Annotated in this window: 13 protein-coding genes and 1 pseudogene; all 14 read right to left on the reverse strand. The window is 41.4% G+C overall.

Annotation, left to right across the window (positions count from 1 at the left end; all coding sequences use genetic code 11):
- Positions 1 to 2 precede the first annotated feature (2 nt).
- Positions 3 to 416: a recombinase family protein gene (locus tag CLORY_RS01685; RefSeq protein WP_066067919.1), complete on the reverse strand. Its 414-nt coding sequence runs from the start codon at positions 414 to 416 to the stop codon at positions 3 to 5.
- On the reverse strand, positions 417 to 1,982 hold the full coding sequence (locus CLORY_RS01690; protein WP_079421828.1) for a recombinase family protein: 1,566 nt from the start codon (positions 1,980 to 1,982) through the stop codon (positions 417 to 419).
- A 61-nt stretch (positions 1,983 to 2,043) separates the two neighbouring features.
- Complete coding sequence (locus CLORY_RS01695; protein WP_079421829.1) at positions 2,044 to 2,265, reverse strand: SHOCT domain-containing protein; 222 nt, start codon at positions 2,263 to 2,265, stop codon at positions 2,044 to 2,046.
- Positions 2,266 to 2,399: 134 nt separating this feature from the next.
- Positions 2,400 to 3,101: an N-acetylmuramoyl-L-alanine amidase gene (locus tag CLORY_RS01700; protein ID WP_079421830.1), complete on the reverse strand. Its 702-nt coding sequence runs from the start codon at positions 3,099 to 3,101 to the stop codon at positions 2,400 to 2,402.
- Positions 3,098 to 3,508: a phage holin family protein gene (locus CLORY_RS01705; protein ID WP_044036476.1), complete on the reverse strand. Its 411-nt coding sequence runs from the start codon at positions 3,506 to 3,508 to the stop codon at positions 3,098 to 3,100. Before CLORY_RS01705 ends, CLORY_RS01700 begins: the two co-directional genes overlap by 4 nt.
- Positions 3,509 to 3,590: 82 nt before the next feature.
- Positions 3,591 to 6,062: a glycosyl hydrolase family 18 protein gene (locus CLORY_RS01710; protein ID WP_079421831.1), complete on the reverse strand. Its 2,472-nt coding sequence runs from the start codon at positions 6,060 to 6,062 to the stop codon at positions 3,591 to 3,593.
- Positions 6,059 to 6,640: a hypothetical protein gene (locus CLORY_RS01715; protein WP_021400988.1), complete on the reverse strand. Its 582-nt coding sequence runs from the start codon at positions 6,638 to 6,640 to the stop codon at positions 6,059 to 6,061. The genes CLORY_RS01710 and CLORY_RS01715 overlap by 4 nt, the downstream gene beginning before the upstream one ends.
- Before the next feature lie 9 nt (positions 6,641 to 6,649).
- Positions 6,650 to 6,844, reverse strand: coding sequence for a hypothetical protein (locus CLORY_RS01720; protein WP_024400885.1), 195 nt, complete (start codon positions 6,842 to 6,844; stop codon positions 6,650 to 6,652).
- A 15-nt stretch (positions 6,845 to 6,859) separates the two neighbouring features.
- Positions 6,860 to 9,382, reverse strand: coding sequence for a phage tail spike protein (locus CLORY_RS01725; protein WP_042679835.1), 2,523 nt, complete (start codon positions 9,380 to 9,382; stop codon positions 6,860 to 6,862).
- 4 nt (positions 9,383 to 9,386) lie between these two features.
- Complete coding sequence (locus CLORY_RS01730; protein ID WP_079421832.1) at positions 9,387 to 10,160, reverse strand: distal tail protein Dit; 774 nt, start codon at positions 10,158 to 10,160, stop codon at positions 9,387 to 9,389.
- 13 nt (positions 10,161 to 10,173) lie between these two features.
- The gene (locus CLORY_RS01735) at positions 10,174 to 12,732 is read right to left on the reverse strand and encodes a phage tail protein (protein WP_079421833.1); all 2,559 of its coding nucleotides are present in this window, start codon (positions 12,730 to 12,732) and stop codon (positions 10,174 to 10,176) included.
- Positions 12,733 to 12,758: 26 nt separating this feature from the next.
- Positions 12,759 to 12,950, reverse strand: a pseudogene (locus CLORY_RS24050) (hypothetical protein); the annotation flags it as partial.
- Complete coding sequence (locus CLORY_RS01740) at positions 12,947 to 13,330, reverse strand: hypothetical protein (RefSeq protein ID WP_079421834.1); 384 nt, start codon at positions 13,328 to 13,330, stop codon at positions 12,947 to 12,949. The gene CLORY_RS01740 and the pseudogene CLORY_RS24050, both read right to left, overlap by 4 nt.
- An 11-nt stretch (positions 13,331 to 13,341) precedes the next feature.
- Positions 13,342 to 13,944, reverse strand: a complete 603-nt coding sequence (locus CLORY_RS01745) for a major tail protein (protein ID WP_021401015.1) — start codon at positions 13,942 to 13,944, stop codon at positions 13,342 to 13,344.
- Positions 13,945 to 13,946: the final 2 nt, after the last annotated feature.

A 13,946-nucleotide genomic window follows, 5' to 3' on the forward strand; every position in this document is an offset into this window, starting at 1 on the left:
GGTTACACCTCACTTTCTATCAAACTGTAAGCATATTCTGCCTGCTTGTATGGGTCTTCATATTTTTGCACCAGAGGCTTTGCTTTGAACTTTACAGGATAATCCGTTTTTGGTTCATCTTTAGGCTCCCATATCCTTCCTAGCTTTTCTGCTCGTTTTCGTCTTTCTACTCTGGCTTTTTCAAAGGTCTCCTCATCAATAATTGGAGGGTAGAATTCATCGCCAAGGTAGTGCTTATTCTGCAACATCTTACTTACTGTGGCATGGTAGCAGTCTATCCCAGCTTTTTTAGCAGCACCCTTCAAAGAAAGTCCTGCCAAGTATCCTGAAAATAATTCTTTTACCCGCTCCGATGCTATTTCATCCACAACAGCCTTACCGTTTTCAATTCTATATCCATAGGGTATGTGACCCATCTAATTCACCAACCTTTCCTTCAATGTGATTCCGCATTTTAATTCAAATCCAACTATCTCTCGTGAATAAACAATAATCTTCTCTGCGTAATTTTCAAACAGCTCATCCTCATAGGTTTTGAGCATTTTGGACTTAGTGGTAAACTTAAGCAGACGGTCAACCTCGTCTACTTTTGCAAAATTGCCATTGATGGAACGAGTAAGTTGATCCTTTTCAGCAAGAAGTCTTTCTCTTTCTGCTTCCAGTGAAATCTTTTCTTTATTAAACAGAGCAGGTTCCAGATATCCTTTGGCCAGTAAACCTGTCAGCATCTGGCTCTGCTCCATGTTGTTTTCAATCTTAGTTTCCAACTCTTCAATTCTGAGAAAACTCGCTGCACTATTCTGGTTACGTAACCCATCCAAAAGTGGTCTTAATATGAACTTCTGACCGAAAATGAGTTTATTCATCATCGTAACAAATGCCGTCTTTATATCATCATCTCGAATGAACTGCATAGAACATTCCGTTATCTGGCTTATATGCTTGCTACAGCACCAAGCAATGTATTTTCTTGTTCCAGACGAATGAATCCGTCTTTTAAAGGTACTGCCACATTCCGAGCAGATAATTTTGCTGGAGAAAGAATATCGGTTTTGATATTTGCTATTGCGCTTTTCGATGCCTTTTTCCTTTGCTCTCTGAGTGAGAATGGCATCCACAGCTTCAAAATCTTCATGGCTGATAATTGCCTCATGGTGGTTTTCTACTAGATACATATTTTTCTCACCATAATTGGTGTGCCTGTTAAAATGGCGGTCAGTATAGGTCTTTTGCAAAATAACATCGCCAGTATATTTTTCATTGGTCAGAATCCCTCGAATGGTAGTAGCCGTCCAACGACCACCTCTTTTTGATGGAATACCCTTTTGATTAAGATCATCTGCAATTTTCTGTGTACCTTTTCCCGATAATACCTCTGCAAAAATATACTTCACAACTTCAGCCTGCTTAGGGTTTATCACCATTTGACCATCAATGTTGTCATAACCATATGGTGGATATGAAATCTTAAAAGTTCCGTTCTGAAATCGTCTTTGAATTGCCCACTTAGTATTTTCCGAAATGGAAATTGACTCACTTTCTGCAAGCCCGCTTAATATAGAAAGCATCAACTCACTTTCCATTGACCCCGTATTGATGTTTTCCTTCTCAAAATAGATATGAACCCCAAGGTCAATCAGTTTGCGAACCATCTCCAAGCAGTCTGTAGTATTTCTCGCAAATCGGCTGATGGACTTTGTAATAATTAAGTCAATCTTCCCAGTTTCACAGTCTGATAACATTTTAAGAAGACCAGAGCGATTTTCCTTTTTCGTACCGCTGATTCCCTCGTCATAATATAAGCCTGCATATTCCCATTCTGGATTTGCCTTTATGTAGGACTCATAATGAGCCTTTTGTGCTTGCAAGCTGACTAGCTGTTCATTACTATCTGTTGAAACTCGGCAGTAGGCAACCACTCGTGTTTTTGGCTTAAGAAAAGAGTTGGCTAGATTTCCTTCTATTTTTGTTATCTTTTTCATCCTCTCACCTCCTTCTTGGTAGGTCACATATTACCTCTGAAACCCTTATATATCAACGATTTCAGGGCATTATCTGTGCTAACATCGGTGAGAAAGTTTCGCGGTTTAAAAGCATAATTTTGTTAAACTCTACCTTTGTAATAAAGCCCTTTTCAAGCATCTGATGCAGCAGTTTTTCCGCCCTATAATAATCAAACTCTCTTTGAAGCTCCTCAGTGCTTAAATATGTCTTTTTAAGGATGGCTTGTGAATCTTGTTTATCAGTAATTTTAGTTATCTGCATATAGGCAACCTCCATTTCTGCAGGGAGATCCCTGCACCTATATGCAAAAAATCCCGGTGATTCGAACCCCTTAAGGGCAAAAAAATAACCCGAAGAGCTGTTACACTCCTCGGGTCATTAAAATTTGCTGTTCATTAATCATACTTAATATAGGCTTCAGTAAAGCCAGCTTTTTTCGCTTTGGCAAGCTGGGCCTCAGCATTGGCTTTGACGGAATAAGCACCGATTTGAACGCGGTAGTATTTCTTTTTCTCTGATTCTGCAGGTTTAGCTCCTTCACTTAGAAGTTTTTTCACATCTGCACGAAATGTGTCCATGCTCTTCCCATGCTTCGGAAACCAGTTTTTCGGATCCCCATGATTACTTGCGATCCCTCTTTGGTAGCCTTCATAATGGCCAATGATATCTTTTTCAGTTAAGTTGTAGAGTTTGCAAAGGTACACACAAAGCTCTACCGCTTCCTTATAAACCGCATTAAAATACGTGGCATCGGTCAATCCGTCCTCGCATATTTCAAAGCCAATATGTGTATCATTTGCACTTCCTCCAGCATGCCACCCTCGATGGTCCCATGGCAGAGTTTGATAAGTGGCAATTGAACCATTCTTAAGCTTTCCAATGAAAGCATGGACGCAAACCTGTCTTCCGTCAGGTCTATCCTGATTCCAGTGATTATTGTACTGATTTACACCTAATAGACCATCATCCGGTCCAACGTATCTACGAAGATAAGGATTGTTGGCACCGGTGCTATGAACCATGATACCTTTCGGTGTAATCTTTTTTCCTGCCTTATAACATGCATTTTCAGTCAGAATAAGTTTTCTTAGATTCATTGTTCCTTACCTCCTTTATTATGCAACTGAACAAGAATATCTTTTAATTTTTCTGGTATTGGTAGTCCTAGCCGGCCAGCATTTTCTAGCATAGATACTCCTTCATTGGAGCAATAGAAAAAGATAATGGCAGTCCGGAGCACACTTCCATCTCCGATCAGGTTCGTATCAATCAAATGTCCAATTCCAACTAGAATAAAAATGAGCACTTTTTTAAAGATGCCCTTAAACCCTATTTCACTTGATAGCTTCTTTTCAACAATGGCACACATGACACCGGTGATATAATCAGCCACCATTAATGCCACTAATGCATATAAAAATCCATCAAAACCTCCTAAAAACCATCCCAAGAGTCCGCCAAGTACAGTAAATGCAGTTTGTATCCAACTCCAAATTTCCTTCATTATTTTTACCTCCTTCATGATTGGTGCATATATAAAAAGAGTGTCTGCATTATCGCAAACACTCTTGGTTCAGTGTGTTAATTTATATTTGTTTAGGTAAGGCTTCCCATAACCTCATATCCTCCTGTCCCAGAGACCATATCGCAATCCCCCTAAGCTTCCATCGATACGCTGCCTCATTTGCCCAATAGACTAGGCTATCCACGTCTTGGTAGTAAAGAATCGAGAAACCATCAGCATCCCCGAGAAATAGGCGCGAAATCCATACATTAATGTCCTTAGGCACAATCTTTACTGAATAGTCATTTCCACAGATCAATGATAAAAGCCCCGAGTGAAAGAAATCATAATCCATGGAAATATCCTGACTTCTTGTTGAAGCTTCCTCCACATCACTGTTAACTGTAAAAACCTGAAACTCACTATCCCATGTAACACCAGTTCTTTCTAGTCTCCCATACTCCGTTCTTGTTCCATCTGGGAAGATTACATCAAATCTTTCATAAGGTTCATAAGTCCAGGCATCTCCTAATCTTATTAATTCACATAGAATACGTCCATCAGATTGAACTCCGGCATAACCACCTGAATAACCATCAAGCGACGCTGTGAATCGCAAAACACTACTTGCTCCAGAATAAACCCTTACAGAATTACTACGTATCCTCATTTCAATGGTGTACATTCTTGGATTTGAGCGAAGATCTGATGATGGAGTTTTAGAAATTTCGGTTGCATAGCTTCCGATTAGAGTAGAACCATTATATAGTTCAATACGCTGTGAATTAATGTTTAAACAGCAAAAGATATCTCCACAAAAAATGCCTGCTCGGTCACTTCCATCTGAAGGAAAAGCTAATCTCGCTCTTAGATGGACATCTGAGAAACCATTATAATTCCACGCTAACCTCCCATGCCCATCAAGCTGTGAATAAGGGAGAGCAGCTGAATCATTCTTGTTCTGCCACACCTCCCACTCTCCGCTTAGTGTTGTCCAATAGCTGGATGGAAGCGGATTTTCATCTCTAAAGTCTTCATACCAAATTAGTGCTGAATCAGGCTTTCTACGAAGCACTTCAGTTGTCAATTTAAATCCTCGATCGGGCTGAACCATTAAACCGTTCACATCTTTAAACTTGCGAGGGGATAGCATGAAGTCAGCCTCTCCAGCAGTAGGTTCTTCAGTAAAGCTTGAACATACCCGAAATCCATAGAACTGCACACCTGGTACTGAGGCACTAACGCTGACAGTATGGGTACCAGCTGAAAGAAATACACCAGAAACCAAAGAAAGCCAACAAGTTGTTCGCCAGTATGGCCACCACAGCCTATTCTCGCTAAATACCTTACTTGTCCCGTCAAGTGAAACATGAATACTATTCTTATCCCAGAAGGGAAATGAGATGCGAATGGCTACATCATAAATACCAGCAGATGCAATTTCAAATTCGTATTCGGCTTCACCTTCTTCACCAAGTGTTATCATTTGAGAAGAAACCGATACATTACCAGTATAGCTATCAGGAGTTCCGCCACTACGATCTACATATATCGTGCCAAATTCAGTTTTTTGCTGCTTGCTATAGGCAGTCAAATACCTGCGTCGGTTATAAGTTTCAACCAGTAAAGGATAGGTTCTTGAAACTGCATCCCAGCCTTCCATGTAGTCATACACATGTGGCAAGGCCCAAGGCACCTTATCATAATCATCCCAATACGCTATGATAGGAATCATGGGCTGTGGTGGTCCATCATCTGTAAAGTTATATCCCCCTGTCATCCAAAGCTGTGCGGCATAATATGTGTTTGAAATCCCACGATAAGTGATACCCAGATTTTCTGGTGTATCGTGGATTCTCCAGTTCCAACCATATGCAGGCAGTCCTAAAAATATTTTTTCAGGAGTCATAACCCGGACTGCATAATCATAAATGCCTTCCAACCAATCCCTGGGAGATACCGGGCCCGGTGCAGAGCCTGCCCATGCCATGCCATAACTCATAATCGCTACTGTATCACCATAGGGATTCAAGTCTTCATAAACACACCAGTTTTCGCCACCAACCGATCCTTGTACTCCAGTCATGCCTGGTAGACAAATATTTACGAGTTTCGAAGAATCATAGGCTTTGACAGTGTTATATATGTCTCGAAATAGAGCATTAGCAGCATCCTTGTTTTCATAGCCACCTCCACGTTCCAAGTCTATATCCACTCCAGCACACCAAGGATACTTATTCATGATGCGAATAATCTCAGTAAGAAATTTATCCTTTGCACCATTGGTATTATTTCTAAGGGCTGTAAAAATAGAAGCCGTACCATGATTCATGATTGTAAGCAGCCATTTGATATGAGGCCAGCGGTTAATGTAAGTAAGCATACTGGATATGCTTGTTCCTGTTTCTGTTATGGTCCCGGTGATATCCACTTCAAAAGTGAAAATACCCACCGTATCAATTCGATCACCATAGTCTCGTAGTGCCTGATACATGCGGGCATTTCCCATGAAGCTCCAAACCATGCACCGCTTACCTTTTAGGTAATCAATCAAGGGCGCTCACTTCCTTCCTGCATTTCTTGAAATTCGAACAATAGCCGAGCTGATTTTCTGTCCTCTAGCTTCACCACATGTTTGCTATCACCCGATGCTGTATATTGAAAAAATCCTTCCTTATCAGTTGGGTTTCCATTCTTTAAACACTGTCTGGTTGATGCTAGTAGTGAAAAGGTATCGTCTGGGCTAGCAGCCTCTTTAAATTTTACCCTATGCGCCCCTGCCCCTTGAGACAATTGGATACTGCCTGCTTCCATATTCTGTATAGGATAGATATGACAGTCAAGACCAGCGGAAGTTGAACCCAGATTGAAGAGGATAACCGTCTCTCCGCTACGAACCACTCCGTTATAAAAACGAGCAGGAACAATAACACCGCCCTCTCGGTATTTTTGAAGCATCGTTTCTGTATTAATTGTATAACCAGTTAGACGATCACCTTCCTGAGCCTGAATATCAGTGAAATAAACAGTACCTGTGCAATCTTCAAGAAGTAGTTTCACTGTTACGCTTACTACTCGTTTATCCTCTTTACAATGAATCGTCTCAGCAAACCTGGTAAATGTAACTGACATCTGCACCACCTACCCATCCAACGTCCACTTAATTTCTGACACATGACCAATCCAGCCCGTAGCAATGGAGCCACCTTGCAAAAGCATATCTGTAAAGAACACCTCACCAGAACAATCAGTAATGAAAAGACGGATGGTAAGCGACTTTATCTTTCCAATACCTCTCGGTGTAATAGCATGTGCTGTCTGTGAAAAATAAGCCATAGCACTGCCTCCTTCCTAAAAGAGATCAATAAACCTGGTTTCTGTCGACCCATCCTCATATTCAATGACAACTTCAATCCCAACTTGCCCGTTTGGCCCTTTCTGAAGATTTTCCGATGCAATCTGCGCTGAGAAAGTGTAACTCTTCCTACTGGCAGGATAAACGGTCTGGGATAGACTTTTCGTCATCCCTAAAACGCCCTCAGCTTTAAAAGAAGCTGTTCCTGATACACCATTATTAGGGTCAACTGTAAAACCTGAACTTAACCAATAGGTTAGACCATCATCAGCTCGTGAATTTCGTAGATGATTAAAAGGCACCAAGTCTTTTAATTCCTGACGGTCAAGAACATCAGTGGAAGATAAAATATCGGCTGCTTTATCCCATCCAGCAGAGGAATCTCCTAGTTCTCTTAAAGTTGTTGATAGCTCCAGTACTGTTTTCCACGGCTCTTGTAGATTGTATTGTCTGCGAACCACACGAGTTTTGACAGATAAATTCAAATCTTTATCATCTACGGTTACTATATCACCAAGCTTCCATGCTTCATGCTCATAGCCTGTCAACACCGATAAATCCATAGCTGAAAGAACATACGAGACTCGTGGCTTTGCATACTGAGCCAGGCGCATATTGGCAAACTCAAGCAACTGATAGGGATTACTAAACGAGGAAGCATCCAGCGTTCCTACTCTAACTTCTGATGAATAGCTATAATCCTCGACATACTCCTTATTACCATTGATGGAGGCAAACGTCATGCCACCTTTACCATAAGCATAAAGCCTGGTAATTAGACTTCTTGTATCCACCACGCGCTGTATGCTTTTCATGTTTTTTCTATAGCAGAATAAGGCCCCACTATCCGTACCGCTAAATGTCAAAAGGTGTACCAGCCGATTGGCACTATCGAAAATCAAGTCACCGCCATGAATATTCTGTATGGCTCGAAGGATAGATAAAGCATTCTTCTCTGTTGATTGCCATGTTCGTTTTGTACTGACAGTGACATTTCCTAATGACCAGCCAGTACCAAGTAAGGCATAGCGCATTGGAACTTCCGGTGTCTCTGCGACAAACTCCATGGGCTCTTTCTCAGCGCTAAAGGAAAGATCATAAAAGGCAGCTTCCGCATACACCTGAGTTACAACTCTACCATCTGAACTTTTCTCATCTGTTATGGTTCGAATACGATAAACATCATTGACAATCTGTACCTGCTTTTCATTGTCTAAAGCCTCTCGCTTGGAATCATGAAATGGCAGTTTAAACTCCAAAATATCGGCGCCATTCACCTCACTTGTCACTATGATATCAAAGGCATTCTCTAGCACTGCTTCCCAAGCACCGTTAGTATCCAACACAACTGGTCTGGCAAATCCAAGTCTCTCATAAGGTGGTTTTGGTATATCATGAAGCTGTATTTCGAGAAGCTTAGGAGTTTTGCTAGTATCTTGAGTGGATAGTGTAATTCGATAACGGATATATTCTCTGTTAGGCGACTGCAGTTCCCCGCTTGCTCCAACGGCCTGCCATTCAGTCCAGCTAGACAGATCGTCTGATGTAGAAGTTTCCACTAGGCTTATGGCTGTTATACCTGCGGTGTATTCACTTGTAACTGATACCCTGCCCGTTCCTGCAAGACTACAGGCAGCTGCTATCGTAAAAAGCTGACCACTTTGTGCATAGACTCCGCTTGTTGCTTTCAACATGACAGAGCCAGGGTCCGCAAGGGCATCTACATCAGCAGCACTGTCACCACCGTTTGCCAAAATTGAAGATTTGAAATAGGAAATAAGATCCTCCATGGTAAGTAAAGAATCTTTTTCATAAAACCAGTCATCAAATCCTCCAGCGTAATAATAGGTATTTGCATGCATCCCCATCACAATATCCGCAATACAAGATTGATTTAAGTCTCCAGTGAATGTTCGAACTGGAGATTGCCAAACAGCGCCATCACTTCGGTCACAAAGTAAGTTCTGCACCCTTTTGTTGTTTACCTCGATAATAGAAGCGATAAAGTACCACCCGTTATTCTTTAGGGTAATAGTAGGCGTTTCGGTCTGATCATATATCAAGGAGCCTGAGGCATTATACAGCATTAATCGCAACCTTCCCTGAAATAAAGAAACATAAAAAATTGGCTGACCAGGTCCTTGTCTAGTATTAAAAATCGGGATATACGTCTGCCCTACAGAATAAGTAGTTGGATTTATCCATCCGCCAACAACAATCTTTTCACCTAAATCACTAAAAAAGCTACCGTCATTGGTAGTCACTAAATGAGTCTTTTCACTTGTTGGATTAATGATATTCTGCCTGAAAAATCTTCCTAATCTACCGGATAACAAGTTGGCGGATGTACCTGACCATCCGGATACAAAGAAGTTTCTGTTATGGCCGGAATCATCTGTAAGCATGTTGTTGCTATCTGGTGAAGCTTCATTAAATCGCCATAGAGCAACTGTCTTCTCGCTTACAGGAAACTCACCCGTAAAATCTGTCTGTGATGTTAAGATTGATTTAATTGCCACCAGATCACCTCCATCTGCTTTTGGCCAGAATCTTCAGCTCCGAAAATGTTGCTCCCACCGCTGATACTGTTATTTCATTTTCACCTTTGTGAAGTATAGGGAAGTTTAGCTCATCCAGGACTGGAAGCCCATTTCGAAGTGTATTTCCGTTGGCATCGGTTATTTTTGCTGTCACTAATCCGCTATCAATTACAAGCGCTTCATCTGCCGTCAAAGCTCCAACCACTCGAAGCTCCTCTCCATTCGTGGTAATGGAAATATATGTGGATGTAGATCCACTTATTGTGCCCTTAAGTTGATATATCGGTTCTGAATCTGCATTCCCGGTTATTCTTTGGATCTCATGAGTTCCAACACTTGAAATCGTGAATTGTTCATCTGTCAACGCATAGGCGTGAGGATCAGGACAGATAAACTTCAACTCAAAGGCACCTGCAGTTCTAAGTAATCTCTCGCAGTCCACTTGTTCAGTGAGGCGAGCATAAAAGTATCGATTCGGAATATCCTCTAATACAAGCTGTTTAAGACCGTTCATAGGGTTGAGCCACTCTGCAAGATCATCTAACACGCCTACTAAATCCTCAAAGCTCTTTTGAGGATATATGCTGCAGCTAATCGTAATGATCCGCTCTGAGATATCACAACCAAAATCAGCAACCCCTGCCTTTCCCGAAACAACCTCATACGTGTTTCTTAAAGCGGGCGATGCTTGCCAACTTGTGAGCCTTGCTTTTATTTTCATATTCTTTGAGTTAATACCGTTATAAATAAAGCCCATACATCGCCCTCCTTTACGCAGTTATAAATCTTCCCTGAGCTCGAGATCCTGTCTGCATCAAATTGTATAACTCCTGTGAAATCTTTCTAATATCGTCTTCACTTCGAACAATCATCTGTTGTATCGTAATTAATGACCCTCCAAATGTTCCATATCCGCTACTAATACCGGCTCCATTCATATTCAGATTAGGGTTAATGTCAAAATCAGTAGGGATAGCGTTTTTCATATCCTGGCTAACACTATTCATGGCTTTTTCAAAACCGACACCAATACCCTCTCCCATGTTTTCGCCAATTCCAGCAAACAATGTAGATGGCGATCGAATTCCAAAGAAATTTTTTATTTTATCTACAACACCACCAAAAAAGCCTGAGATTTTATCCCAAAGCCAGGCTCCGGCATCTGAAATACCCTGCCACAAACCTTTGATTAAATTGGTCCCAACCTGGGCAATTTGCCAAATAGATCCTGTAAAACCTTTAACCAGTGCTGTAATAATTTGTGGCACTGCTTTAACAACCTCTACTATAATTGTTGGAAGGTTCTTAATCAGCGAAACCAACAGCATGATTCCTGCTTGAATGATCTGTGGTATGCTGCCAATAATAGCATTCACAAGAGAGGATACAATCTTTGGTATAGCAGTAATAACTGTTGTAATAATTAGTGGTAGATTTTGAATCAGTGCCACTAGCAGTTGAACCCCAGCATCAATGAGCTGTGGGATTGAGCCCAAAATCGCTGTGATTAACCCGTCAACAATCTGAGGAATTGCTTCTACAATGGCGGTAATGATTTCTGGCAAAGCACCAATTAAAGATGTCAGAAGTTGAATACCAGCCTCGATTATTTGAGGTATTGCGCCTATAACAAAATCTACTATTCCAGTAATAATGGCTGGCAAAGCCGCAATCAGCACTGGAAGGGCATCTAAAATACCTTGAGTTAATCCAAGTACAAGTTGCAGAGCTGCTTCTAAAACCATAGGAAGGTTATACAAAAGCCCTTGTACGATTTGTACCACCGCTGAAACTGCAGCAGGAATTAACTGTGGCAGAGCTTCTGCAATTCCACTTATTATGGTTCCAATCATTTGAATACCTGCTGTAATTAGCGCTGGAAGTGTTTCAATGATTCCATTGACTAATGTCATCAGTAGCATGACTGCAGCTTCTGTTATTTGTGGTAATGCAGAGGTAAGCCCTTGAACCAGAGAAATAATAATCTGCGAAGCAATATCTACTACAACTGGCAACTGCTCAGATATAAACTGAACTGCTTCCTCTAAGATTTCTCCAAAAGCATCAATTAAGCCTTGAACACCGTCTTTTTGAAATGCTCCAGACAATTCATCGACCCAACCATTAACCATGGGAAGAACGGTACCGGAAAGCATAGTTGTTAAGCCTTCAGCAAGTTGGCCCTTCAATGAAGCAACACCATCTTCGAGAGTTGCCATCTGCCCAGAAAAGGTTTTTGACTGAGCTTCCATTGACCCATAGAAACGGCCACCTTCCGATGTAGCTGATGCAAACGCTTCTGCGACCATATCTGCAGATATTGCCCCTTTGGACATTTCATCCTTAAGTTCACCAATGGATTTTCCTGTCTTACGCGAGATTTCCTCTAGTGGGTTAAATCCTGCATTAATCATTTGCATCAAGTCCTGTCCGGTTAACTTACCAGTAGAGGACATTTGTGCAAATGCCAGTGTCAGGCTTTTGAACTTCTCGGCATCTCCCTGAGATATATCACCCAGCTGCTTCATGCGTTTTTGAGCTTCTTCTGCAGACATACCAAAGCTCATAAGGGTTTGAGCTGATTGGGCAAGATCCTGCATTCCAAATGGTGTAGCTGCTGCTTCTTTTTTCAGATCATTAACCAGCTTTTGAGCTTTAGCCTCATCACCAAGCATGGTGGTAAAGGAAGCTGTGTAGTTTTCCATTTGAGCGTTGTACTCAACGCCATCTTTCATAGCGCCTATAAAGGCTTTTCCAATTCCCGCAATGGCTGAGCCTAAAGCTTTTACCCCACCAATTATGGCTTCTGATAACAAATTTGCTTTAAGTACATCTCCAAAAACAGAGGTTTTCTTGCTAGCATCATCCATTTCATCGCCAACATCATCAACATTATCTGCAAGTTCGTTGGCTGCATCAGCGGCATCTTCCATGTTATCAGCACTGTCATCTGTGGCGTCGGCATGGTCTCGTAGCACTTTATGGTTATTTTCAAGTTCACGCTCCATGCCATTAAGTTCAGCCAAAGATTTATTTAGTTGAATCTGCCAGTTTTGAGTTCTACGATCGTTTTCTCCAAAAGAAGTAGAGGCGTTATCTAGGGCAGCTCGTAGTGTCTCTATTTTTTCTTTTTGTGCATCAATGGATTTTTCTAATACTTCATTTCGCGCAGTTAAGGCTTGGATGGATTTATCGTTTTTATCAAACTGGGAACTGACTAGAGCCATCTCACTACCTAATACTTTAAATGCTTGGTTAATGTCACGAAGTGCATTTTTGAATTCCTTTTCGCCTTCCACTCCGATTTTTAAACCAAAATTATCTGCCAAGATTATCGCCTCCTTTCTTTGAAAGATCAAATACCATAAGGAATAATGTCATCGATGTAAATCTTCCGTTTTGGTTTGGACATTCCAAGAAACTGCTTATGGCACTCCCATAAATCCATAAGCAAGCCAATAGGTGTAAGCCATGTTTCCTCTTCGGTACGATTTAAATGAACAGTCCCGTAATATAAAAGCCGGGTAAAGAGTTCATTCTCGTTTACCCGGTTTGCACGTTTTTTGAGCCATCTTCAGATTCTACATTTCTCTTGGTTCCCTTAAACATTGCTTCTGTCAAAGCGTTTTTATAAGTAGCTAGTTCCAAAGGAGAGGTTAGAAGTTCAACTTCTTCTTGAGTAAGCAGCAGCTTTTTGTTATCTGGATTTCGAAGGTTGTGAATGAGTAGGCCCTGATTGGCCATTAAAGTTATCAACCAGACTATTTCATCCAGTGCCATTTCGAAGTTCTCAGACTTCATTAATTTTTCACCCAAATTTTCAAGGCCACCATATCTCCCAGCAATTTCTTTTGTGGCTTTAGTGGTAAGAATAAGCTCATACTCCTGCCCGCCAATATTGATCTTTGCACTTCTTTCGTTATCCATTTCAATCCCCCTTATTCTCCACTTCCGCCAGAAGCAGCAAATGTAGGCTCATACACTTCGCTATACCAACCATTAATAATTGCCTGGGTTACGCCCTCATCACCCTCGTTTACTTCTGCTTTCCATGGATGCTTACCCTGACCATCCAGCTTATTTCTACGAAGTACTGTTCCTTCAATGGTCGGAGTTGAGAAAGTAATACTATCACCTTTGGTCGCCAAGTTTGTTGCAGGAATTCCAAACTTCACACGATACAGCCAAAAGTATCGGTATTTACCGTTTGCTTTTTGTGCTCTAAAGCCAATTGCAACAGGAGCCCCTCCATCCTCACTGGTTGAAATGAGTACATGGTTGTCATCAATGGTTGCTCCTGTTAAATCTCCTGCAGCTGCTACCCCTATATCATCAATACCGAGAGTTAGGGTACCACTTTTAAATTCTTTGACAATTTCAGCGGCACCATCATCGGCATAAAGAGTGGCCTCAGCAAGCTCAACGGAAAGTTCTGCACTGATTGCTTTTGCCAGCGGCATCGGTGTATCATAGGTTTCATCACCGTTGTCATCTTCGGTGATTTTTGCATAATAAAGTCTATCAAGACCGATTGTAGCCATGT

Origin of the sequence: Clostridium oryzae, assembly GCF_002029235.1 — a bacterium.
In the GTDB taxonomy this organism is placed as follows: domain Bacteria; phylum Bacillota; class Clostridia; order Clostridiales; family Clostridiaceae; genus Clostridium_AE; species Clostridium_AE oryzae.